The sequence below is a fragment of the Parahoeflea halophila genome (genome assembly GCF_900220985.1).
Classification (GTDB): Bacteria; Pseudomonadota; Alphaproteobacteria; order Rhizobiales; family Rhizobiaceae; genus Hoeflea; species Hoeflea halophila.
Genome location: NZ_OCPC01000002.1, coordinates 123,490 through 146,050, shown reverse-complemented (window position 1 = coordinate 146,050; position 22,561 = coordinate 123,490). Strand labels below are relative to the sequence as shown.

20 protein-coding genes are annotated in these 22,561 nt (G+C 60.9%); 14 read left to right on the top strand and 6 right to left on the bottom strand.

The window, feature by feature from the left end:
- Positions 1–19 precede the first annotated feature (19 nt).
- Positions 20–1,261, bottom strand: coding sequence for a flavodoxin-dependent (E)-4-hydroxy-3-methylbut-2-enyl-diphosphate synthase (gene ispG, locus CRO46_RS08025; RefSeq protein ID WP_097106811.1), 1,242 nt, complete (start codon positions 1,259–1,261; stop codon positions 20–22).
- A 121-nt stretch (positions 1,262–1,382) separates the two neighbouring features.
- Complete coding sequence (locus tag CRO46_RS08020) at positions 1,383–1,847, bottom strand: TspO/MBR family protein (RefSeq protein ID WP_097106810.1); 465 nt, start codon at positions 1,845–1,847, stop codon at positions 1,383–1,385.
- 237 nt (positions 1,848–2,084) lie between these two features.
- On the opposite strand from CRO46_RS08020, the gene CRO46_RS08015 reads away from it, so the two are divergent.
- Positions 2,085–2,885: a DUF2189 domain-containing protein gene (locus CRO46_RS08015; RefSeq protein WP_244577821.1), complete on the top strand. Its 801-nt coding sequence runs from the start codon at positions 2,085–2,087 to the stop codon at positions 2,883–2,885.
- Positions 2,886–2,887: 2 nt separating this feature from the next.
- On the opposite strand, the gene CRO46_RS08010 is transcribed toward CRO46_RS08015, so the two are convergent.
- Together CRO46_RS08010 and CRO46_RS08005 are read right to left on the bottom strand one after the other, a co-directional pair.
- Positions 2,888–3,217 (bottom strand): ArsR/SmtB family transcription factor, encoded by a 330-nt coding sequence (locus tag CRO46_RS08010; RefSeq protein WP_097107631.1) that lies wholly within the window; start codon positions 3,215–3,217, stop codon positions 2,888–2,890.
- Between the two features lie 86 nt (positions 3,218–3,303).
- The gene (locus CRO46_RS08005) at positions 3,304–4,149 is read right to left on the bottom strand and encodes a MurR/RpiR family transcriptional regulator (protein ID WP_097106806.1); all 846 of its coding nucleotides are present in this window, start codon (positions 4,147–4,149) and stop codon (positions 3,304–3,306) included.
- 126 nt (positions 4,150–4,275) lie between these two features.
- On the opposite strand from CRO46_RS08005, the gene CRO46_RS08000 reads away from it, so the two are divergent.
- The 10 genes from CRO46_RS08000 to CRO46_RS07955 all read left to right on the top strand — a co-directional run bounded on the left by CRO46_RS08000 (position 4,276) and on the right by CRO46_RS07955 (position 17,233).
- Positions 4,276–5,070 carry an N-formylglutamate amidohydrolase gene (locus CRO46_RS08000; RefSeq protein ID WP_097106804.1) on the top strand — a complete coding sequence of 265 codons (795 nt, stop codon included), beginning with the start codon at positions 4,276–4,278 and terminating at the stop codon, positions 5,068–5,070.
- Between the two features lie 57 nt (positions 5,071–5,127).
- Positions 5,128–5,655 carry a TRAP transporter small permease subunit gene (locus CRO46_RS07995; protein WP_097106802.1) on the top strand — a complete coding sequence of 176 codons (528 nt, stop codon included), beginning with the start codon at positions 5,128–5,130 and terminating at the stop codon, positions 5,653–5,655.
- Positions 5,652–6,986 (top strand): TRAP transporter large permease, encoded by a 1,335-nt coding sequence (locus CRO46_RS07990; RefSeq protein WP_097106801.1) that lies wholly within the window; start codon positions 5,652–5,654, stop codon positions 6,984–6,986. Before CRO46_RS07995 ends, CRO46_RS07990 begins: the two co-directional genes overlap by 4 nt.
- A 43-nt stretch (positions 6,987–7,029) precedes the next feature.
- Positions 7,030–8,085: a TRAP transporter substrate-binding protein gene (locus tag CRO46_RS07985; RefSeq protein ID WP_179758991.1), complete on the top strand. Its 1,056-nt coding sequence runs from the start codon at positions 7,030–7,032 to the stop codon at positions 8,083–8,085.
- Positions 8,086–8,196: 111 nt separating this feature from the next.
- Complete coding sequence (locus CRO46_RS07980; RefSeq protein ID WP_097106799.1) at positions 8,197–9,561, top strand: glutamine synthetase family protein; 1,365 nt, start codon at positions 8,197–8,199, stop codon at positions 9,559–9,561.
- A gap of 73 nt (positions 9,562–9,634) precedes the next feature.
- The gene (locus tag CRO46_RS07975) at positions 9,635–11,023 is read left to right on the top strand and encodes an aldehyde dehydrogenase family protein (RefSeq protein ID WP_097106797.1); all 1,389 of its coding nucleotides are present in this window, start codon (positions 9,635–9,637) and stop codon (positions 11,021–11,023) included.
- Positions 11,020–12,165 (top strand): iron-containing alcohol dehydrogenase, encoded by a 1,146-nt coding sequence (locus tag CRO46_RS07970; protein WP_097106795.1) that lies wholly within the window; start codon positions 11,020–11,022, stop codon positions 12,163–12,165. Before CRO46_RS07975 ends, CRO46_RS07970 begins: the two co-directional genes overlap by 4 nt.
- A gap of 214 nt (positions 12,166–12,379) precedes the next feature.
- Positions 12,380–13,120, top strand: coding sequence for a helix-turn-helix transcriptional regulator (locus CRO46_RS07965; RefSeq protein WP_097107628.1), 741 nt, complete (start codon positions 12,380–12,382; stop codon positions 13,118–13,120).
- 86 nt (positions 13,121–13,206) lie between these two features.
- A complete protein-coding gene (gene pyc, locus CRO46_RS07960; RefSeq protein WP_097106793.1) occupies positions 13,207–16,674 on the top strand; it encodes a pyruvate carboxylase in 3,468 nt (1,155 codons plus the stop codon).
- A gap of 154 nt (positions 16,675–16,828) precedes the next feature.
- Positions 16,829–17,233, top strand: a complete 405-nt coding sequence (locus tag CRO46_RS07955) for a hypothetical protein (RefSeq protein ID WP_097106791.1) — start codon at positions 16,829–16,831, stop codon at positions 17,231–17,233.
- Between the two features lie 135 nt (positions 17,234–17,368).
- Here the strand turns inward: CRO46_RS07955 and CRO46_RS07950 are convergent, their stop codons facing one another.
- Positions 17,369–17,800, bottom strand: coding sequence for a GlcG/HbpS family heme-binding protein (locus CRO46_RS07950; RefSeq protein ID WP_097106789.1), 432 nt, complete (start codon positions 17,798–17,800; stop codon positions 17,369–17,371).
- A 248-nt stretch (positions 17,801–18,048) separates the two neighbouring features.
- Positions 18,049–18,642: a polyhydroxyalkanoate synthesis repressor PhaR gene (phaR, locus tag CRO46_RS07945; RefSeq protein ID WP_097106787.1), complete on the bottom strand. Its 594-nt coding sequence runs from the start codon at positions 18,640–18,642 to the stop codon at positions 18,049–18,051.
- Positions 18,643–18,889: 247 nt separating this feature from the next.
- On the opposite strand from phaR, the gene CRO46_RS07940 reads away from it, so the two are divergent.
- The 3 genes from CRO46_RS07940 (at position 18,890) to CRO46_RS07930 (ending at position 21,737) form a co-directional block, all read left to right on the top strand.
- Positions 18,890–20,065, top strand: coding sequence for an acetyl-CoA C-acetyltransferase (locus tag CRO46_RS07940; RefSeq protein ID WP_097106785.1), 1,176 nt, complete (start codon positions 18,890–18,892; stop codon positions 20,063–20,065).
- A gap of 111 nt (positions 20,066–20,176) precedes the next feature.
- Positions 20,177–20,902, top strand: a complete 726-nt coding sequence (phbB, locus tag CRO46_RS07935) for an acetoacetyl-CoA reductase (RefSeq protein WP_097106783.1) — start codon at positions 20,177–20,179, stop codon at positions 20,900–20,902.
- 139 nt (positions 20,903–21,041) lie between these two features.
- Complete coding sequence (locus CRO46_RS07930) at positions 21,042–21,737, top strand: glutathione S-transferase (protein ID WP_097106782.1); 696 nt, start codon at positions 21,042–21,044, stop codon at positions 21,735–21,737.
- The last annotated feature ends 824 nt before the right edge of the window (positions 21,738–22,561 follow it).

The window sequence follows — 22,561 nt, the reverse complement described above, 5'->3', positions numbered from 1 at the left end:
GTCGGGTATCGCAGCTGCCTCAACCTGCCTTGCCGAAGCGCTTCTCGATGTAATCGGCGACCATGACCTGGAAATCCTCGGCGATGTTCGGACCCCGCAGGGTTGCGGCCTTCTTGCCATCGATGAAGACCGGTGCTGCCGGGCTTTCGCCCGTTCCGGGCAGGGAGATGCCGATATCGGCATGTTTTGATTCGCCGGGTCCGTTGACGATGCAGCCCATGACCGCGACCTGCAGGCCTTCGACCCCGGGGTATTTGTCGCGCCAGAGCGGCATGTTGTGCCTCAAGTCATCCTCGATGGTGCGGGCGAGTTGCTGAAACACGGTGGAGGTGGTGCGGCCGCAACCGGGACAGGCGGCAACCACAGGCACGAATTGACGAAACCCCATGACCTGTAGCAGTTCCTGGGCAACGACCACCTCACGGGTGCGGTCTCCGCCGGGCTCCGGCGTCAGGGAAACGCGGATAGTGTCGCCGATCCCGGCCTGCAGCACGATGCCCATGGCGGCTGACGAGGCGACGATGCCTTTCGACCCCATGCCGGCCTCGGTCAGGCCCAGATGCAGGGCATGGTCGGAACGGCGGGCAAGCTCGGAGTAGACGGCAACCAGATCCTGCACCTGGCTGACCTTGGCCGAAAGGATGATGCGGTTGCGTTCGAGCCCGGTTTCCTCGGCGAGGGCTGCGGAATGCAGCGCCGACTGGATGATGGCCTCGCGGGTGACGTCGCGGGCCGACAGCGGCGCGCCGTTGGCGGCGTTCTCGTCCATCAGCCGGGTCAGCAGGACCTGGTCGAGCGAGCCCCAGTTGACACCGATGCGCACCGGCTTGGAGTGGAGGATCGCCTTTTCGATAATCTCGATGAACTGGCGGTCCTTCTTGTCCTTGAAACCGACATTGCCGGGATTGATCCGGTACTTGGCCAGTGCCTCGGCGCAGGCCGGATGATTGGCGAGCAGGGTGTGGCCGATATAATGGAAATCGCCGACCAGCGGCACGTCGAGACCGAGACGCTCGAGGCGCTCGCGGATCTTCGGCACGGCGGCGGCACTTTCATCGCGGTCGACGGTAATGCGCACGATTTCAGACCCTGCCTTGTGAAGGGCTGCGACCTGGGCCACGGTGGCGTCGATGTCGGCGGTATCGGTATTGGTCATCGACTGCACCACGACGGGCGCACCGCCGCCGACAATGACGCCGCCGACTTCGACAGCGACGCTGGCTCGGCGGGCTTGCGGTTCAACGAAGGGAGACATGGACATCGGGGCCTCGGATTGCTGTGTGCGAAACGCAGGGAGCCTTCAGGATGGCCACTACCTAGTGCCGTTCATCCTTAAATGAAAGCAGTTTGATGATGGCGGTCGGTTTGGAGCCCTTGATGGTTCAATTCGATGGTGACGCGTTGGCGTCCTTGTTGAGCCGCCAGACCGCCCGGTTGAGCGCAGCTGCGAGAACGACCCAGGCGGCATAGGGGACGAACAGCAGGGCCGCGAGCGGAGATATTGAGCCGGCAACGGCGATATAGGCGACGATGGCCAGCAGCAGCAGGCAGATATCGGCAAATGCGAGATCCATGCGGTGACGGCCAAAGAACAGCCACGACCAGGCCGCGTTGAGAACCAGCTGGATGAGCCAGAGCGCCATAGCGAAGCCCGCGCCCTGATCCTGCCAGACCAGCCAACCCGATACTCCGATGGCGATATAGAGGATTGTCCAGACCACGGGAAAGGCCCGGTCGGGTGGTGTCCAGGGTGGGCGCACAAGACCGCGATACCATTCACCGGGCTTGAACATGGCGCCGGTCGAGGCAACGGCCAGCACGAGCAGGGCAATGATGATGGCGGACATGGCAATCTCCCGGTCAGGATCTGGGCGTTTCCGGACAAGCCCAATGAGCGCTATTCCCGGCTGTTCACAGGTAGTGGCGGGACGCGCATTTACCAGAGCCGGAGCCGATGTTGCATTGTCGGGCGGAGCACGGGTACTGCGAGGACCGTGTTGCGTTATCGGGTTGATCAGGATCATTGCCGAGGCCGTGCTGTCGGGCAACAATGACAGCCTGTTTCGCGGGGGATGGAGGAAATCATGACCAACAAGACGGACGGACTGCCCGCAAGCACCGGGATCGGTGCGCCGCAGATTCGGGTGCTGACATTCAGCGATGTACGCGCGAGCCTGGGGGACGGGTGGGCCGACTTCAAGGCGTATCCCGGTTACGGGTTGTATTTCGGTGCTATCTACATGCTCGGCGGCTTGCTGATCCTGGGGTTTCTGACACGCATCGGCTCGCCCTGGATGATCATTCCGCTGGCCATCGGGTTTCCGTTGCTGGGCCCGTTCGTGGCTGTCGGCCTCTACGAGGTCAGCCGGCGGCGGCGGATGGGCGAGCCAATCACGCCGAAAGGCGTACTGGCGCAGGTGTTTTACCAGCGTGAACGCCAGCTCGGCTGGATGGCCTTTGTCGTCATGTTCATCTTCTGGATCTGGGTCTACCAGGTACGGCTGCTGCTGGCGCTGTTTCTGGGCTTCAAATCGTTTTCGAGCTGGGACCGTTTCGTCGCGATCGTGCTGTCGACGCCGGAGGGCTGGGGGTTCCTGATGGTCGGTACGCTGGTCGGCGCATTCCTGGCGACGGTGCTGTTTTCAACCACGGTGATCGCACTGCCGATGCTGGCCGAGCGCGAAGTGGATTTCGTGACCGCGATGATCGGCAGCATTGCCACGGTGGTGAAAAATCCCATGCCCATGCTGGGATTCGGCTTCATCGTCGGCACGTGTACCCTGGTGGCGTTGCTGCCAGCCTTTGCAGGGCTGTTGCTTGTGCTGCCGGTGATGGGGCATGCAACCTGGCACCTGTACCGCCGGGCAACTTCTCCGTCAGGCTGAATTCACGTGCAGGACAGCTGGCGGATGATCGGCTGGCAGAGTTCGGGATTGCCGCCGCAGCAGTCTTCCAGCAGAAAACCGAGCAGGCCGCTGATGCCGGCGTGATCGGCATGGTAGCGGACATTGCGTCCATCACGCTCGCGCCGGACCAGGCCGGCCTTGAGCAGGATGCCGAGATTGGTCGACATGGTGTTCTGGCGGACATTCAGGCGCTCACCGATATCCCCCGAAGCCATGCCGTCCGGGCCGGCGGCGACCAGGAGGCGGAACACGGCAAGCCGGGTTTCCTGACTGAGGGCCGAAAATGCGTCCAATGCGGCTTGCTGATCCATATCCGATGGGTAGTGGATAGCGCCGGTTTGCGCAAGCATGGGACGTCTTCGTGATCGCTGTCCTGCCGCCACCGGACAAATGCGCATCAACGACCGGGCAGGTTGTTCCAGTGGATGTCCTCAAGGGTCTGCATGCGCGCGCGGGCGCTTTCGGACAGGGAACGGGAAACCCGGTCAATCAGCGCTTCGGCCAGCGCCATCAGCGCGATGCTCGAATCCCAGGTGCGGTTGGCATCGACCACGCAGGGCAATACCACCCGCGCCGAGCGGGCAATCGGCGACAGCCAGGGATCGGTAATCAACACGATGCGGGCTTTGCGCTCAACCATGAGTTCGCCGAGCCTGACCAGGTCGGACTGGTAACGGCGAATATCGAAGAACACCACCACATCACCGGGTCGCACATCGAGCAGCTGATCGCGCCAGGTCGAGGTTTGTCCACCGAAATGCCGGACATTGGGGCGAATGATCCGAAGATGGGCTGCCATGTAGCTGGCGATGGTGTCGGTAAAGCGCCCGCCGATGAGGTGACAGGCGGATTTCTGGTCGGACAGCAGCTCGCAGGCGGCCTCAAACTCACTTTCGGGAACCGCCTTCAGGGTGGCGTCGAGATTGGCGGCGATGCTGGCGAAACTGGCCTTGAGCGCCGGGTTTTCTGTCGCCGGGCCAGTGCTGCGGGCGCGTTCGAGCGGGGACATCAATTGCGCCTGAACGTCGTTGCGCAGGACCCGCTGGAACTCCGGATAGGACTCAAAGCCGAGCCGGGCAACGAAGCGCAGTACGGTCGGTGCGCTGGTGCCGGCAAGGGCCGCAAGTTCGGCGATCGTCGACAGGCCGATGCTGGGATAGTTGGCGAGGAAAGCGTGGGCGATCTTCTTTTCCGCGCCGGGCAATGTGCCCAACGCTGCCTGAACCTGTTCGCGTATGGCCATGGCTTCCCTCGGTTCGGCTTGGCGGTTTGTGTAATAAAAATTACAGGATTGACAACATGGAGGCAATCCTAATCAATGTTACGAGCGTGAAATCGCTGCTTCCGCTCGCAGGGACCCGTTACCGAAATGCATGATGACAGGCTGATCGCACCATCAGAAGGACCGGCTTTTGCTGTACGCCGTCCCGAGGGGACCAGCAGTATCGTGCTGATCTGCGAGCATGCGTCGAGGACGATGCCCAAGGCCCTTGGAACCATGGGTCTCGATGAGGCCGCACTCGAAAGCCACATCGCCTGGGACATCGGTGCGCAGCGTGTCGCCGAAATGTTGTCGGACAGGCTCGATGCGTCACTGGTCTCACAACGGTTCTCGCGGCTGGCCTATGACTGCAACCGCCCGCCGGAAGCCGCCGGCGCCTATCCCGAGCGCTCCGAAATCTACGACGTGCCGGGCAATGCCGGGCTCAGCGCCGAAGACAAGGCGCGTCGTGCCGAGGCGCTGTATCATCCGTTTCACCAAGCCATCGACACGCTGGTCGACGGGCGGCTGTCGGAAGGGCGCGACGTTGTGCTGGTGACGGTTCATTCGTTCACGCCGATCTATTTCGGCACGCCGCGCGACGGGCATCTGGGCATCCTGCATGATGAGGATAGCCGGTTGGCCGACGCCATGCTGGACGCGGCTCAAGCGCTGAAGCTCGATCAGGTCTTGCGCAACTACCCCTATGGGCCGCAGGATGGCGTGACCCACACGCTCAAACGCCACGGATTGACCAGGCAAATTGCCAACGTCATGCTTGAGATCCGCAACGATCTCATCTTCGACGAGACCGGCCAGGCTGCCTGGGCCGCGCGGGTCGCGGAACTTCTTGAAATGTCGCTGGAGCGGCTGATCCCGGAAGGGGGGCGTGATGATACATAAGTGTGCCAGTCCGGCCGGCCTGTTGGGTCAGCCCGGCTGTCCGGGAGACGTTCCGGCATGAGGTTCCTTGAAAGCTACATCCGCAGGGTCGACGCCTTCAACCGGCGCGTCGGACGTTTTGTGATGTATCTTATCTTCGCGCTGATGGGGGTGCTGTTCTGGTCTTCGGTGTCCAAATACGCCGGGACTCCGGCCTTGTGGACGCTCGAGTTCGCGCAGTTCATCATGGTCGGCTACTACCTTCTCGGCGGCGCCTATTCGATGCAGATGGGGGACCATGTGCGGATGGATCTGATCTACGGTTCCTGGTCGCCGCGGCGCAAGGCGGCGGTGGATTCGGTCACCGTGCTGTTTCTGATCTTCTATCTCTGCGTGCTGCTCTATGGCGGCATTTCGAGCACCACCTATGCCATCGAGTGGGGCGAGCGGGCGCATTCGGTGTGGCGGCCTTACATGTGGCCGGTCAAGCTCGTCGCAGTCATCGGGGTCCTGCTGATGCTGTTGCAGGCCACGGCCGAACTGTTCCGGGACATACTTTTTCTGCGTGGCGTCAGCGTCAACCATCCAAGCGAGGCTGGCCTGTGAGCTACGAACTTATCGCCCTTTTCATGTTCGCCGCGATGATGATGCTGCTTTTGACCGGACAGCGGGTGTTCGGCGTCATTGGCGCGGTTGCGGTGATCGCAGCGCTTCCTTTGTGGGGCACCGGTGGCGTCGAGATCGCATTCGCGCAGTCGATCAAGCTGATGAAATGGTATCCGCTGCTGACGCTGCCGATGTTCATCTTCATGGGCTACATGCTGTCGGAAAGCCGGATCGCCGACGACCTTTACCGCATGTTCCATGTCTGGTTCGGCCCCGTGCCGGGAGGGCTGGCGATCGGCACGATCTTCCTGATGGTGGTGATCTCGGCCATGAACGGGCTGTCGGTGGCGGGAATGGCGATCGGCGCCACAATCGCGCTGCCGGAACTGCTTCGGCGCAATTACGACAAGATAATGATCACCGGGGTGATCCAAGGCGGCTCGTCGCTAGGGATCCTGATCCCGCCCTCGGTGGTGCTGGTGCTATACGGCATGATTGCCCGGCAGCCGGTGAGCCAGTTGTGGCTTGCGGGCGTGTTTCCGGGCCTGTTGATGGCCGGGCTGTTCATTCTCTACATTTTCGTGCGCTGCCAGCTGCAGCCGCATCTCGGCCCGCCGCTGCCCAAGGACGAGCGCGACGCGATCAGCTGGAAAGAGCGGATCGGCCTGCTGCGCGCCGGGTTCCTGCCATTCATGATCTTCTTCCTGATGAACGGGCTGTTCCTGATGGGCTACACCAGCCTGGTGGAAAGTTCCGCCGTCGGCGCGCTGGCTTCGATGGCGGCGGCCTTCATCAAGGGCCGGCTGAACCGCGAAGTGATGGAAAATGTCATGCGCAAGACGCTTGGCATCTCCTGCATGTTCATGTGGATCATCCTGGCTGCGCTGTGCTTTGGCGCAGTGTTCGACGGGTTGGGCGCGGTGCGGGCGATCGAGAATTTCTTCCTCGGACAGCTCGGTCTCGATCCATGGCATGTGCTGATCCTGATGCAACTCAGCTTCCTGCTGATGGGCACATTTCTCGATGACACGGCGATGCTGGTGATCGTCGCGCCGCTCTATGTGCCGCTGGTCAAGATCCTCGGCTTTGATCTGGTCTGGTACGGTATTCTCTATACGATCACCTGCCAGATCGCCTACATGACGCCGCCGTTCGGCTACAATCTATTCCTGATGCGGGCCATGGCCCCGCCGGAAATCAAGCTGCGTCACATATATCAGTCCGTCATTCCTTTCGTCGCGGTCATGTTGCTCACATTGGTGATCGTGATGATGTTCCCGGAAATCGCATTGTGGCTGCCGGAGCAATTCCGCGGCAAACTCCGGGGCTGACGTGAGCAGATACGAAGAAGACGAAACCAAAAAGGAGAACAGCATGAGCAATCTCAAGAGGCGTCAATTTCTCACCAAGGCCGGTGGTGTTGCAGCCGGTGCAGCAGCAGGGACGACCCTGGCAGCTCCGGCGGCCATCGCGCAGGAACCGATCCGCTGGCGCATGCAGACCTATGCGGGAGCCACGCTCGGCCAGTATGTGACCCAGCCTTTCGTCGATGCCTTCAACAAGGCAGCCAATGGCGAAATGGTGATCGAGCTGTTCTTTGCCGACCAGATCGTTCCCACCGGCGAGTTGTTCCGCGCCATGCAGGCGGGCACAATCGATGCGGTGCATTCCGACGATGATTCGATGGCTTCTCCGGTCGAGGTGGGTCTGTTCGGGGGCTACTTCCCGTTTGCCACCCGCTCGATCCTCGATGTGCCGGTGCTGTTCCAGCAATACGGCCTGGCCGACATCTGGCGCGACGCCTATTCCGGCACCGGCGTTGTCTGGCTCTCGGCAGCGGGTCAGGATCCGTGCAACTTCAACACCAAGAAGGAAATCACCAGCGTCGCCGATCTCGACGGCCTGAAGCTCTACACCTTCCCGACCGCTGGTCGCTTCCTGACACAGTTCGGCGTGGTTCCGGTGTCGATTCCTTACGAAGATGCCGAAGTTGCGGTGCAGACCGGCGAGCTCGACGGCATGTCGTGGTCGGGAATTACCGAAGACTACACCGTGGGCTGGGCCGATGTGACCGACTACTTCCTGACCAACAACATCTCGGGCGCCTGGATCGGTTCCTGGTTTGCCAATGAGGAAAAGTGGAACGCGCTGCCGGAGCATCTAAAGCAGCTCTATATCTCCTGCATGGAAGCAACCCACACCTATCGCAACCAGTGGTACTGGGGCGGCGAAGCCAAGCTCCGTGCCACCGGCGACAAGCTCAAGCTGCGGTCGGTTCCGGCATCGGACTGGAAGCAGGTCGAGGACGCTGCGGTGAAGTTCTGGGATGAAGTGGCCGCGGAAAGCGAAACCAAGGCCAAGGTCATCTCGATCTTCAAGGAGTACAACAAGGTGATCAACGCGGCCGGCTTCCCCTACGGCGAAAGCTGAGCCGCAACCGCTTGAGACTGCCGCCTCCCGGCTTGCGCCGGGGGGCGAATTGGCGCTACAGCGCCTGACGAAATCCAGGCCCCCCGGGGCATCACATCAGGATCAGAACACATGGCCGGTAACCTTTCCTTCGACGCGTTGAAATCAGCTGCCAAGTCGGGCGACATCGACACCATTCTGGTGTGCTGCGTCGACATGCAGGGCCGGTTGATGGGCAAGCGGTTCCATGTTCAGAACTTCATCGATTCGAGCCATGAGGAAACCCATTGCTGCAACTACATGCTGGCAACCGACCTCGAAATGGCGACGCCGGATGGCTATGCCACCACCAGCTGGCGGGCGGGCTACGGCGACTACGTGATGAAGCCGGATCTGTCGACGCTGCGCCGCGTGCCCTGGCTCGAAGGTACGGCGATGGTGCTGTGTGACCTGCTCGACCATAACAGTCACGAGCCGGTGCCGCAGTCGCCGCGCCAGATCCTGAAAACCCAGATCGCCCGGCTGAAGGCGCTCGGTTACGACGCGATGATGGCCACCGAGCTGGAATTCTTCCTGTTCGAGCAGAGCTTCCGTGATCTGGCCCGGTCAGGCTACCGCGAGCTGACGCCAATCAGCGCCTATAACGAGGATTACCATATCCTGCAGACGACCAAGGAAGAGGGCATCATGCGCCCGGTGCGCAACCACCTCTTTGCGGCCGGCATTCCGGTCGAGAATTCGAAGGGCGAGGCCGAAACCGGCCAGGAAGAGCTCAACATCCGCTATGCGGAAGCGCTTGATTGTGCCGACCATCACACCATTGCCAAGCATGCGGTCAAGGAGATCGCCTGGGCGCATGGCCGTTCGGTGACGTTCCTGCCGAAATGGAACCCGAAGAAGGTCGGCTCCTCGTCGCATGTGCACATGTCGCTGTGGCAGGGCAAGACCCCGGCGTTCCGCGATGAAAACGGCGAGCACGGAATGTCGCAGCTGATGCGGCATTTCATGGCCGGGCTGATCACCTATGCGTCGGATTACACCTGGTTCATGGCGCCCTATGTCAACAGCTACAAGCGCTTCATGAAGGGCAGCTTCGCACCCACCCGTACGGTCTGGTCGGTCGACAACCGCACTGCCGGCTTCCGTCTCTGCGGCGAAGGCACCAAGGCGGTTCGCGTCGAGTGCCGCATCGGTGGCTCGGACATGAACCCCTATCTCGCACAGGCGGCCCTGCTGGCTGCCGGCATCAAGGGCATCGAGGACAAGCTCGAACTGGCGCCGCCGACCACCGGCGACATCTACGAGAGCGAGAGTGCCAAGCACATTCCCTCGACGCTAAGGGCCTCGACCGAGACCCTGCGCAAGTCCAAGATGCTGCGTGAAGCGATGGGTGACGCTGTCATCGATCACTATGTCCGCTGCGCCGAATGGGAACAGGAAGAATTCGACAAGGCCGTGACCGACTGGGAAATAGCCCGCGGGTTCGAGCGCGCCTGACGGGAGACGACATCAATAGGAGTGACGGCCGGCGCTGCAGGACACTTGCGGGCCGCCAGATGGAGACCAAGCAATGAGCAGTTTGAAACTGATATCGCCGGTTGACGGGTCGGTCTACGCCGAACGCCCGGTCATGGGCGTCGATGACGCCGCAGCGGCTGTCGCCCGGTCGCGCAAGGCGCAGAAGGGCTGGGCCCGGCGGCCGCTGGAAGAGCGCATCAAGCTGGTCCGCGCAGGCGTTGCCCGGCTCAACGAGATGAGTGACGAAGTGGTGCCGGAACTGGCCTGGATGATGGGCCGTCCGGTCCGCTATGGCGGCGAGTTCGGCGGCGTCAACGAGCGCAGCAACTACATGGCCGAAATCGCCCAGCGGGCACTGGCGCCGATCGAGATCGAGAACTCGGCGCAGTTCGAGCGCCGAATCGAACGCGCCCCGCACGGCGTGGTGTTTGTGGTGGCGCCGTGGAACTATCCCTACATGACTGCGATCAACACGGTTGTTCCCGCGCTGATCGCCGGCAACACCGTGGTGCTCAAACACGCGACGCAGACGCTGCTGGTCGGTGAGCGCATGGTTCGTGCCTTCACCGAGGCCGGGCTGCCGGAGGACGTGTTCATCAACCTGTTCCTGGATCACCCGGGCACCGAAAAACTGATTTCCTCGGGAAGCTTCGACTTCATCAACTTTACCGGTTCGGTGGGCGGCGGCAAGGCGATCGAGCGGGCTGCTGCCGGGACCTTCACCGGTCTCGGGCTGGAGCTCGGCGGCAAGGACCCCGGTTATGTGATGGAGGACGCCGATCTCGACTGGGCCGTCGACACGCTGATGGATGGGGCCATGTTCAATGCCGGCCAGTGCTGCTGCGGCATCGAGCGGCTCTACATCGCGCGCCCGCTTTACGATGCCTTCGTCGAGAAGGCGGCGGCCTGGGTCTCTTCCGGTCTCAAGCTCGGCAATCCACTCGATCCCGAAACCACCATCGGGCCTATGGCGAATGTACGGTTTGCCAAGGAAGTCCGTACCCAGACCGAAGAGGCGATTGCCCAGGGCGCACGTGGCCTGATCGATCCGAAAGACTATCCGGCCGATGACGGCGGTGCCTATCTGATGCCGCAGGTGCTGGTCGATGTGACCCACGACATGCGGGTGATGCGCGACGAGAGTTTCGGTCCGGTTGTCGGCATCATGCCGGTCGACAGTGATGAGCAGGCGCTGGCGCTGATGAATGATTGCCAGTTCGGCCTCACCGCCTCGCTGTGGACCAATGATGCAGGGCGCGCCGCGCGCATCGGCGACGAGATCGAGACCGGCACCGTGTTCATGAACCGGGCCGACTATCTCGACCCGGCGCTGTGCTGGACCGGCTGCAAGGCCACCGGCCGCGGCGGCTCGCTGTCGGAAATCGGCTTCCACAATCTCACCCGTCCCAAATCCTACCATCTGAGAAAGAAATCCGCATGAGCCCCCGCGCCAACTGGTCCTATCCCACCGCAATCCGTTTCGGTGCCGGTCGCATTTCCGAACTTGCCGAAGCCTGCGCTGCGGCGGGCATGAAGAGGCCGCTGCTGGTGACAGACCGCGGGCTCGCTTCGCTGCCGATCACGATCAATGCGCTTGAACTGCTTGAAGCTGCCGGTCTGGGCCGTGCGATGTTCTCGGAAGTCGATCCCAATCCGAACGAGAAGAACCTGGAAGCCGGCGTCGCCATGTTCAAGAGCGGCGGCCATGACGGCGTGATCGCTTTCGGCGGCGGCTCGGGCCTCGATCTCGGCAAGCTGATCGCGTTCCAAGCCGGGCAGGCCCGTCCGGTGTGGGACTTCGAGGATATCGGTGACTGGTGGACCCGGGCCGACGCCAGCGCCATTGCTCCGATCATTGCCGTGCCGACAACAGCCGGGACGGGATCCGAGGTCGGCCGGGCCGGCGTGCTGACCAACTCGGTTACCCATGTCAAGAAGATCATCTTCCACCCGAAGCTGCTTCCGGCGGTCACAATCTGCGACCCGGAACTGACGGTCGGCATGCCGAAGATCATCACGGTGGGCACCGGCATGGATGCGTTCGCGCATTGCCTGGAAGCCTATTCCTCGCCCTTCTATCACCCGATGAGCCAGGGCATCGCGCTCGAAGGCATGCGGCTGGTCAAGGAAAACCTGCCACTCGTCATTGCCGACGGCTCGAATCTCGATGCCCGCGCGGAAATGATGAGCGCCGCTGCCATGGGTGCGGTCGCGTTTCAGAAAGGCCTCGGCGCCATTCATGCGCTGTCGCATCCAATCGGCGCTGTCTACAACACCCACCACGGCATGACCAATGCGGTGGTGATGCCCCCGGTTCTCAAGATGAACCGCCCGGCGATCGAGGACCGTATCGCCCGCGCGGCATCCTATATGGGAATCGACGGCGGTTTTGACGGGTTTTACGATTACGTGATGAAGCTCAGGGCCGACCTCGGTGTGCCCGACAAACTGGCCGAACTGGGCGTCGGTCGCGACCGTATTGACGAGATGACCGCGATGGCACTGGAAGACCCGAGTGCCGGCGGTAACCCGGTTACGCTGACGAGCGAAAACACCAAGGAGCTGTTCGAAGCCTGCATCTAGATCCCGGAACCGCTTTGGTCACTCAAGTCAAGCCGGCCCACACCACTTGTGCGGGCCGGCTTTTTGCTGTGCGAGTTTCTCTCGTGGGAGGATTGCAAAGAAAATGTGGCGCAACTGCAAGATTTAGGATTACAATATCAAGGTGAACCTGTTTTTGCTGCTCAATACTTTTTTGATTTCGAATGCTGAATTAGATCTTTTGGAGGGAACCACGATGATGAACGCCGTTCTGCAGTTTCTTGAAACGAAGAGAAACGAAGAGGAAGGCGCAGAGAGCATCCGCAACCGAATCAGCAATGTCATCAACGAGCTCGGGTTTGACTATTTCACACTTGTCAGGCAGCCCGGACCCGAGAGCCAGGCATGGGATATCATGCTTGAAGGGAAATGGCCGAAGGGCTGGCCCGAACTGTATGTCAAACGCAAATATGCGGCCGTAGACCCCATTGTTCGCTATCTCGGTCACAGCCAGCGCGGCTACCGCTGGCGCGACGCGATGGAGGCTTTCCAGGAGGATTCGCACTACAAGCGCATGGAACGGATGATGGTTGATGCGCGGCGATTCGGGCTTGAGGACGGCTATGTGTTTCCCGTCCACGGGCGTCGCGGGCTCGTCGGAGTGTTGACGGTCGCCGGCCGCCCGGTCGAGCTTTCTCCTTCGCAGATGGCGATGATGGATGCGCTGTCCAAGAAGGCTTTCTGGGAGCTGCTCGAAGCCCTTGATCCGGACGCGCACGAGCGCCTGAGCCGCCCGGTTTCGGTGGCGTTGACCCGCCGCGAAATGGAAACACTGGAATATCTGGGATACGGCATGACCTCGAACGAGATGGGAGCCACGCTCGGGCTCTCGGCGCATACCGTCGACTGGTACATGAACGGCATCCAGGACAAACTGAATGCGAAAAACCGCCATCATGTGGTGGCAATCGCTTTCCGGCTTGGCCTCATTTCCTAATTTGCACTGCAACAAAACAGGCGCTAATGAGTGAAGACAGGACATTTTCTTGTCCTGTCTTCTTCGCTCAAACCGGGAGCCTGCCAGTGCCGATTTCCAAAATCCTTGTTGCCAACCGTTCGGAAATTGCAATTCGCGTGTTTCGCGCAGCCAACGAGCTGGGCATGAAGACCGTCGCAATCTGGGCCGAGGAAGACAAGCTTGCATTGCACCGGTTCAAGGCTGACGAATCCTATCAGGTCGGACGCGGGCCGCATCTGGCTCGCGATCTGGGCCCGATCGAAAGCTATCTGTCGATCGAGGAAGTGATCCGGGTCGCCAAGCTGTCAGGCGCGGACGCCATTCACCCAGGCTACGGTTTGCTGTCGGAAAGCCCGGAATTTGCCGATGCCTGCGCCGAGAACGGCATCATATTCATCGGTCCGAAGCCGGAAACCATGCGGCGGCTGGGCAACAAGGTGGCGGCGCGCAACCTGGCCATCGAAATCGGTGTCCCGGTGGTGCCGGCGACTGATCCGCTGCCCGACGACATGGATGAAGTGGCCCGGATGGCCGACGGGATCGGCTATCCAATCATGCTCAAGGCTTCCTGGGGAGGTGGGGGGCGCGGCATGCGCGCAATCCGCGACCCGAAGGACCTGGCCCGCGAAGTAACGGAAGCCAAGCGCGAAGCCAAGGCAGCATTCGGCAAGGATGAGGTCTATCTCGAGAAGCTGGTCGAGAGGGCGCGCCATGTCGAAAGCCAGATCCTGGGTGACACCCATGGCAATGCTGTGCATCTTTTTGAGCGCGACTGCTCGGTGCAGCGCCGCAACCAAAAGGTCGTGGAACGCGCGCCAGCCCCCTATCTGAGCGAAGAACAGCGTCAACAACTGGCGGATTACTCGCTCAAGATCGCCAACGCGACCGGCTATGTCGGTGCCGGCACGATCGAGTATCTGATGGATATCGATACCGGCGCGTTTTACTTCATCGAGGTCAATCCGCGTATCCAGGTCGAGCACACTGTGACCGAGGAAGTCACTGGCATCGATATCGTCAAGGCGCAGATCCGCATTCTGGAAGGCGAGGTCATAGGCACGCCGGAGTCGGGCGTGCCGCCGCAGTCCGAGATCCGGCTCAACGGACATGCGTTGCAGTGCCGCATCACCACCGAGGATCCGGAGCAGAATTTCATTCCGGATTACGGTCGCATCACCGCCTATCGCGGTGCGACCGGTTTTGGCATAAGGCTCGATGGCGGCACGGCCTATTCGGGCGCGGTGATCACCCGGTTCTATGATCCGCTGCTCGAGAAGGTGACCGCCTGGGCGCCAACACCGGAAGAGACAATCCACCGGATGGACCGGGCGCTGCGGGAATTCCGTATCCGAGGTGTCGCCACCAACCTGACATTTCTCGAGGCGATCATTGGTCACCCCGAATTCCGCAACAACACCTACACAACGCGCTTTATCGACAGCACGCCCGAGCTGTTCGAACAGGTCAAGCGACAGGACCGTGCGACCAAGCTGCTGACCTATCTCGCCGATGTGACGGTGAACGGCCACCCGGAGACAAAGGGCCGCCCGTTGCCGCTGGCTGACGCCGCCCCGCCCCGGGTTCCGCATGTCGAAGGCGATGTGAAGCCAGGCACACGGCAGCTGCTCGAAGAGCTGGGGCCGACAAAATTCGGGAGCTGGATGCGCGAGCAGAAGCGCGTGTTGATGACCGACACGACCATGCGTGACGGCCACCAGTCGCTGCTCGCGACGCGGATGCGGACCTATGATATTGCCGCCATTGCGGGGACCTATGCACGAGCCCTGCCGGACCTGCTGTCGCTGGAATGCTGGGGCGGGGCAACCTTTGATGTCTCCATGCGGTTCCTGACCGAAGACCCGTGGGAGCGGCTCGAAAGGGTGCGGGAAGGGGCGCCGAACCTCTTGCTGCAGATGTTGCTGCGCGGCGCCAACGGCGTTGGCTACAAGAACTATCCCGACAATGTGGTCAAACATTTTGTCCGCCAGGCAGCACAGGGCGGTGTCGATCTGTTCCGTGTGTTCGACTGCCTCAACTGGGTCGAAAACATGCGTGTCTCGATGGATGCGGTGGGCGAGGAAAACAAGCTGTGTGAAGCGACGATCTGCTACACCGGCGATATCCTCAATTCCGCACGGCCGAAATATGACCTGAAATACTACACCGGCCTTGCCGCTGAACTGGAAAAGGGCGGCGCCCACATCATCGCGGTCAAGGATATGGCCGGCTTGCTGAAACCGGCAGCGGCAAGACAGCTGTTTACGGCGCTGCGCGAGGCCACCGACCTGCCGATTCATTTCCACACCCATGACACTTCGGGCATTTCGGCGGCGACGGTGCTGGCTGCGGTCGACAGCGGTGTCGACGCTGTCGATGCGGCGATGGATGCGCTGTCGGGCAACACCTCGCAGCCGTGCCTTGGTTCGATAGTCGAAGCCCTGAAGGGCCATGAGCGCGATCCGGGTCTCGATACCGAGTGGATCCGGCGGATCTCGTTCTACTGGGAAGCCGTGCGCAACCAGTATGCGGCGTTCGAGAGTGACCTCAAGGGGCCGGCCTCGGAAGTCTATCTGCACGAGATGCCGGGCGGTCAGTTCACCAATCTTAAGGAACAGGCGCGCTCGCTGGGGCTCGAGACCCGCTGGCACGAGGTGGCGCAGGCCTATGCCGACGCCAATGAGATGTTCGGTGACATCGTCAAGGTGACGCCGTCTTCGAAGGTGGTGGGCGACATGGCGCTGATGATGGTGAGCCAGGACCTCAGCGTCGCTGATGTCGAAAATCCGGCCAAGGATGTCTCGTTCCCCGATTCGGTGGTGTCGATGATGCGCGGTGACCTCGGACAACCGCCGGCCGGCTGGCCGAAAGCCTTGCAGAAGAAGGTGCTCAAGGGCGAAGATGCCTACACGGCGCGCCCGGGTTCCTTGCTTCCAGATGCGGATCTCGACGTCGAGCGCAAGGCGATCGAGACCAAGCTCGAGCGCGAGGTCAGCGAGAACGAGTTTGCCTCCTACCTGATGTATCCGAAGGTGTTTACTGATTTCGCACTGGCGAGCGAGACCTATGGACCGGTGTCGATGCTGCCGACGCCGGCCTATTTCTACGGTATCCCGGTGGGAGACGAGCTGTTCGTCGAGATCGAAAAGGGCAAGACGCTGGTGGTGCAGAACCTGGCCCAGGGCGAACCGGACGACAAGGGCATGGTCACCGTGTTCTTCGAGCTCAACGGCCAGCCGCGGCGGGTCAAGGTGCCTGACCGGGCCCACGGCGCGTCCGGATCAGCCGCGCGGCGCAAGGCAGAGGCAGGCAATGAAGCCCATGTCGGCGCGCCGATGCCGGGTGTCGTCTCGACCGTTGCGGTGGCTGCGGGGCAGGAGGTGACCGCAGGCGACGTGCTGGTGTCTATCGAGGCAATGAAGATGGAAACGGCGATTCACGCCGAGCGCAACGGTGTTGTGGCGGAAGTGCTGGTCAAGGCCGGCGACCAGATCGACGCCAAAGATCTTCTTGTTGTCTATGCATCGGAAGATTGAGCGGAACCGGATCGCCTGACTAAACAGCGTTTGCAGGCCTTGCGCCTGGCGCATTGATTTCGCATGGTCTCTGGCGGTCGCTCCGCCAGAGACAGCGCAGCCGGTGCGTGTTCCGCAAGGCTGCGCTGCCCCTTCCATCCACGAGGAACTTGCCATGCTCGCCGCCCTGCCGCTGATGATCGTCCCGCTGATTGCCTACAATCTGGTCCTGATCGGATTGTTTGGCGGTGGCGTTTCCGGACTCGGGTTGACGGTCATATCGCTGTCGATGATGTCGGGGGCGACATGGACCATGAGTCTCGGCGACCTGCTGATCGTGGTGTCGCTGGTGCTGCTGTTCATTGAAGTTCTGAAAGCCACCCGCACCGGTCCCTGGTCGGTGATCGATCACATGTTCTCGTTGCTGGTGTTCGTGGCCTTCCTGGTGGAATTCCTGCTGGTCCGCGATGCCGCGACACAGGTGTTCTTCATCCTGATGGTGATCGCGTTTGTCGATGTGATCGCCGGTTTTTCGGTCTCGATCCGCTCGGCTGGCCGGGATGTGTCGATCGGGCTCTGAACCCCGCGATCAGAGAGGCGCCGAAAGCGCCGCGCATCCAATCGGATGAGCAAGGTCGCTGTAACACGTTGAAAATGATGCATGTACGTTATCGTTCAGTTCAATCCATTTGAACGCGACATGCATTAGGCCTGTTCAGCCCGCGTCCGCTGTAAAGCCGGCAGCCTCGATTCCGGCAATTGCCGCAAGCTCGTCATTGTCGGAAGTATCGCCAGTGATGCCGACAGCGCCGATGATGGCGCCCTTGCGGTCCTTGACCAGCACGCCTCCGGGGACTGGGACGATCTTACCGCCGGAAACAGCCGAAAGGCCTTCGAGGAAATGCGGCCGGCTTTCGGCCTGGGCGTTGAGCCAGCGGGATCCGACGCCGACGGCAAGCGCGCCATAGGCCTTGCCGCTGGCAATTTCGAACCGCATCATCGATGCACCATCCTGACGCTGGAAGGCTTTGACGTGGCCACCGGCATCGAGCACGACCACCGCCAGGGGCTTTAGGCCGAGTTCCTTGCCCTTCGCGAGCGCGGAGGTGATGATCTTGAGAGCCTTGGACAGGGTTAGATCGGTCATGCTGAGTGCCTTTCAGGTCGATATCAGAAACGTATCGGATCCTTATAGGCCCACAACCGCGCACCGCACCACAGGCTTCAGCGTGGTTGCACGCGGCAAGCTGTTTTTCCAAAATGGAAACAATCAGGCTGCATTCATGCCGTTTGTGTCGAGACAGAGCTTTTCACACCAGTTACACAGTTTTACTGTCCGCGGCGCGTGCGGGGATTACGGCGCAGTCAGCGGCTGGCTGGTGAAGGCCGGGCTGCTCAGCTGTCGATCGAGTTGATCTTGTCCTGCAGCTGCTTCAACTGGGTCTTGAGCTCGTCGATATCCTTGGAATTGTCCTGCTTCCTGGGGGCTTCCTCCGTCGTGGTGGAATGCCCCAGCGCAAAAGGCGAGAACATCTGCATCGCCTTCTGAAACATCTCGGTGTTGCGACGGACCTGCTCCTCCACCAGCTGCATCGGCAGCTGCATGTTGCGTGTAACCGGGTTGTCGCCGAAGGATTTTGTGATTTGTGCGCGCAGCTCTTCCTGCTGTCCGGTCAAGGCCGCCATCGAGTGCTCAAGGTAGCTGGGAACCACCATCTGCAGTTGGTCGCCGTAAATCGCGATCAGTTGCCTCAGGAAGGAAACCGGCAGAAGCGTGTTGCCGGTCTTGGATTCCTGCTCGAAAATGATCTGGGTGAGAACCGAGTGGGTGATGTCGTCGCCGCTCTTGGCGTCGAGAACGACAAAGTCTTCACCTTTCTTTACCATGACTGCCAGATCGTCCAGCGTCACATAGGTGCTGGTGCCGGTATTGTAGAGTCGGCGATTGGCGTATTTCTTGATGGTGATGGTGCCGCTGTTTTTCGCCATTCTTCACTCTCCTCAATTGGTCTCCCCCGACCACAGCCTCGCCTTGATGTTGCAGACTGTAGGCGAAAACCGCTGATAAAGACAAATCCTTTGTGCATTGCGGCGAAGAGGGGCCGAAATCCTCAGATTATGGGGCCGATTAAACCGATTGCACCGATAATTCCGTCTTCCGGGATTTGACAGGAACAGCAAGCTCCGTCACGTTCACAGCAACTCATCACATCGTAACATGACAGGGAAATCCATCATGAACTCAATTGTTATCGCCAGCGCTGCCCGTACTCCCGTCGGCTCATTCAACGGTGCTCTGTCCTCCCTTCCGGCCCATGATCTGGGTGCGGTCGCCATCAAGGCTGCGCTCGAGCGCGCCGGTGTTGCACCGCAAGAGGTTGACGAAGTCATTCTTGGCCAGATCCTGTCGGCAGGCCAGGGCCAGAACCCTGCGCGCCAGGCGGCAATGAAGGCCGGCATTCCACAGGAAGCCACGGCCTGGGGCCTGAACCAGCTCTGCGGATCGGGTCTGCGCGCCGTCGCACTCGGCATGCAGCAGATCACTTCGGGCGACGCGAACATCATCGTCGCCGGCGGCCAGGAATCCATGTCGATGGCGCCGCATGCGATGCATCTGCGCAATGGCGTGAAAATGGGACCGGCCGGAATGGTCGACACCATGATGCTCGATGCGCTAACCGACGCCTTTTACAACTACCTGATGGGCAACACTGCGGAGAACGTCGCCAGGCAGTGGCAACTTTCGCGCGATGAGCAGGACGCCTTTGCGGTCAATTCGCAGAACAAGGCGGAAGCGGCGCAGAAGGCCGGCAAGTTCAAGGACGAGATCGCAGCCGTGACCGTCAAGGGTCGCAAGGGCGACACGGTGGTCGAGGAAGACGAATACATCAAGCACGGCGTGACCATCGAAGGCATCTCGAAACTGCGCCCGGCCTTCGACAAGGAAGGCACGGTGACCGCCGCCAACGCGTCCGGGATCAATGACGGGGCTGCCGCCACCGTGCTGATGAGCGAAGCCGAAGCTTCCAGGCGCGGCATTACCCCGATGGCGCGGATTGTCTCCTGGGCGACTGCCGGCGTCGATCCACAGATCATGGGCACCGGTCCAATCCCGGCCTCGCGCAAGGCGCTGGAAAAGGCCGGCTGGAGCGTCGGTGATCTCGACCTGGTGGAAGCCAACGAGGCATTTGCCGCACAGGCCTGCGCGGTCAACAAGGACATGGGCTGGGATCCGTCGATCGTCAACGTCAATGGCGGAGCGATTGCCATTGGTCACCCGGTCGGCGCATCGGGTGCACGCATTCTCAACACGCTGCTGTTCGAAATGGCCCGCCGCGACGCCAAGAAGGGGCTTGCGACGCTGTGCATCGGCGGTGGCATGGGCGTGGCGCTCTGCGTCGAGCGCGACTGACAACAAAAGAGAAGAGGGCGCGCTGGTCCCGGATGAATCAGCGCGCCGGTTGATCTAGTCTGCTCAAGACGGACGGCAACGTATGAAAAGTGTTCTTTGAGGAGGAGCAGCATGAGCAAGGTAGCAATCGTGACGGGAGGATCCCGCGGGATCGGTGCAGCGATCTCGATCGCGTTGAAGGAGGCGGGCTACACGGTCGCCGCCAACTATGCGGGCAATGACGAGGCGGCGGCGAAGTTTACCGATGAAACCGGGATCAAGACCTACAAATGGTCGGTGGCCGATTACGATGTCTGCGTAGCCGGGATCAAGCAGGTGGAGGAAGAGCTTGGACCGGTGGATGTGCTGGTCAACAATGCCGGCATTACCCGCGATGGCATGTTCCACAAGATGACGCCGCAGATGTGGAGCGAGGTGATCAACACCAACCTCACCGGCCTGTTCAACATGACCAATCCGGTGTGGAGCGGCATGCGGACACGCAAATACGGCCGCATCATCAACATCTCCTCGATCAACGGCCAGAAGGGCCAGGCGGGGCAGGTCAACTATTCAGCCGCAAAGGCCGGCGATATCGGCTTTACCAAGGCGCTGGCGCAGGAAGGCGCGCGTGCGGGCATCACCGTCAATGCGATCTGCCCGGGCTATATCGGCACTGACATGGTCAAGGCGATCGACGAGAAGGTGCTCAACGAGCGCATCATTCCGCAGATCCCGGTCGGGCGCCTTGGGGAGCCTGAGGAAATTGCCCGCTGCGTGGTGTTTCTTGCGTCGGAAGATGCGGGTTTCATCACCGGCTCGACGATCTCGGCCAATGGTGGTCAGTATTTCAGCTGATCACGGTGGCTGAACCGAAGGATCTACGCCCGGCGGATAACTGCCGGGCGTTATCATTTGGGCATCATTGTTCCGGCCGGCCGCATCTACTGCCGAGGATACGGCATCGGGGCAGGCGCGATGCAGGGAGATATCCGCAGTGACTGATTACACACTGTATTATTGGCCCATCCAGTTCCGTGGCCAGTTCGTCAGGTCTGCGCTTGCGCACATCGGCTGTGCCTGGGAAGAGGCAGGATACGAAGCCACACTTGTCCAAAAATCCTCGCCCCCGAACAAACAGCTGATTGCGCATATGGGGCCGCCGGTACTTACGGATCACCAGGGCAATATCCACATTTCCCAGATGCCAGCGATTCTGACCTATCTCGGTGACAAGCACGGACTGACGGGAGGCAAGCCGGGGGCACGCGCGATGTGTCTCAAACTGATCTGTGACGCCAATGACGTGCTCTACGAGATGACCCGGTACAACGGCGCCCAGATGTGGACCGCTGCGGCCTGGTCGGAGTTCGAGCCGCGGCTGCATCGCTGGATGGCGGTTTTCGAGGAGACAGCGTTGCGCCACGGCGTGACGGCTGACGCCGGGTTCATGCTCGGTGGCGATGCGCCCGGGATGGCCGATCTGGTGACGTCGACGCTTTGGGGCACGATGACCGCAAAGCTGCCGGCGCTCAGACCCGTGCTTGAGCGTCAGGCGCCGGTCATCACCGGGCTATCGGACAGGATCGCTGCGCTTCCGTGCCAGAGCGGCCTCAGGGTCTGGAGCGATGAGGCCTTTGGCGACGCCTGGTGCGGCGGACAGATCGAGGCATCGTTACGGCAAGTGCTGTAAAGGTTGTAGCGCGGTTGAGGCTTGTTTGGGCCGAACTGGTTAACGAAACCGGCTGTCAACCTGTCATTTCAGGCCCTTGCGCACAGAAGTTTAGGTGGCGATGCGGCTCGCGGCACAAGATCTTGTGGGGAACAAACCGGGAAATTTTGCCTGAAGCTGATTCGTCGCCGATTCGTTCCAGCGCTGTTCCGGAAGTTAACAGGAACCGTAAAAAGCCTCTGATTTCGTTGGCAATTTGTTCGGGTCACAAGCTGATTTCTGGGCCCCTGAAAATCGCGTTTGACGGGTCCGGCATCAACATCGATTAACGCGGCTGGACCGGGAAGGTTAATTTGTGCGCTCTCACGTCTCGATCCAGTGCGTTTCGTCAGCCGTTTCTAGTGGCACCGGGGCGGTCCTAAATCCATATATAGTGGTGAACAAAAGGCCAACCGGGTGAGGTCGGTGATTCGTCGCCGATTCGTTCCGCCGCTGTTCCGAAGGTTAACCGGAACGCTCTAATGGCGCCGAATGCGTTTACGAAGTCTTTGGAATTATTGACAAACTATTACCATAGACGCTCTGCACGAGCATCCCGGACAGGTGAACCCTTCAAAGGTTAACGGGCAAGCGCAAACCGCCTGTGACCATTACGGGATCGATTCAGCATCTGGTGCCGGCGATGGCGTATCGGAATAGATGTTGCGGTGAACAAAGCCGGAATCAGGGCGAGTCATTGATTCGTCGCTGATTCGTTCCGCCACTGTTCCAATCGTTAAAATGCAAGCTATCGGATGGCTCGATATTTGCCCCTGTTTCGCCAGGCTTGATGTGTTAGGTAACAC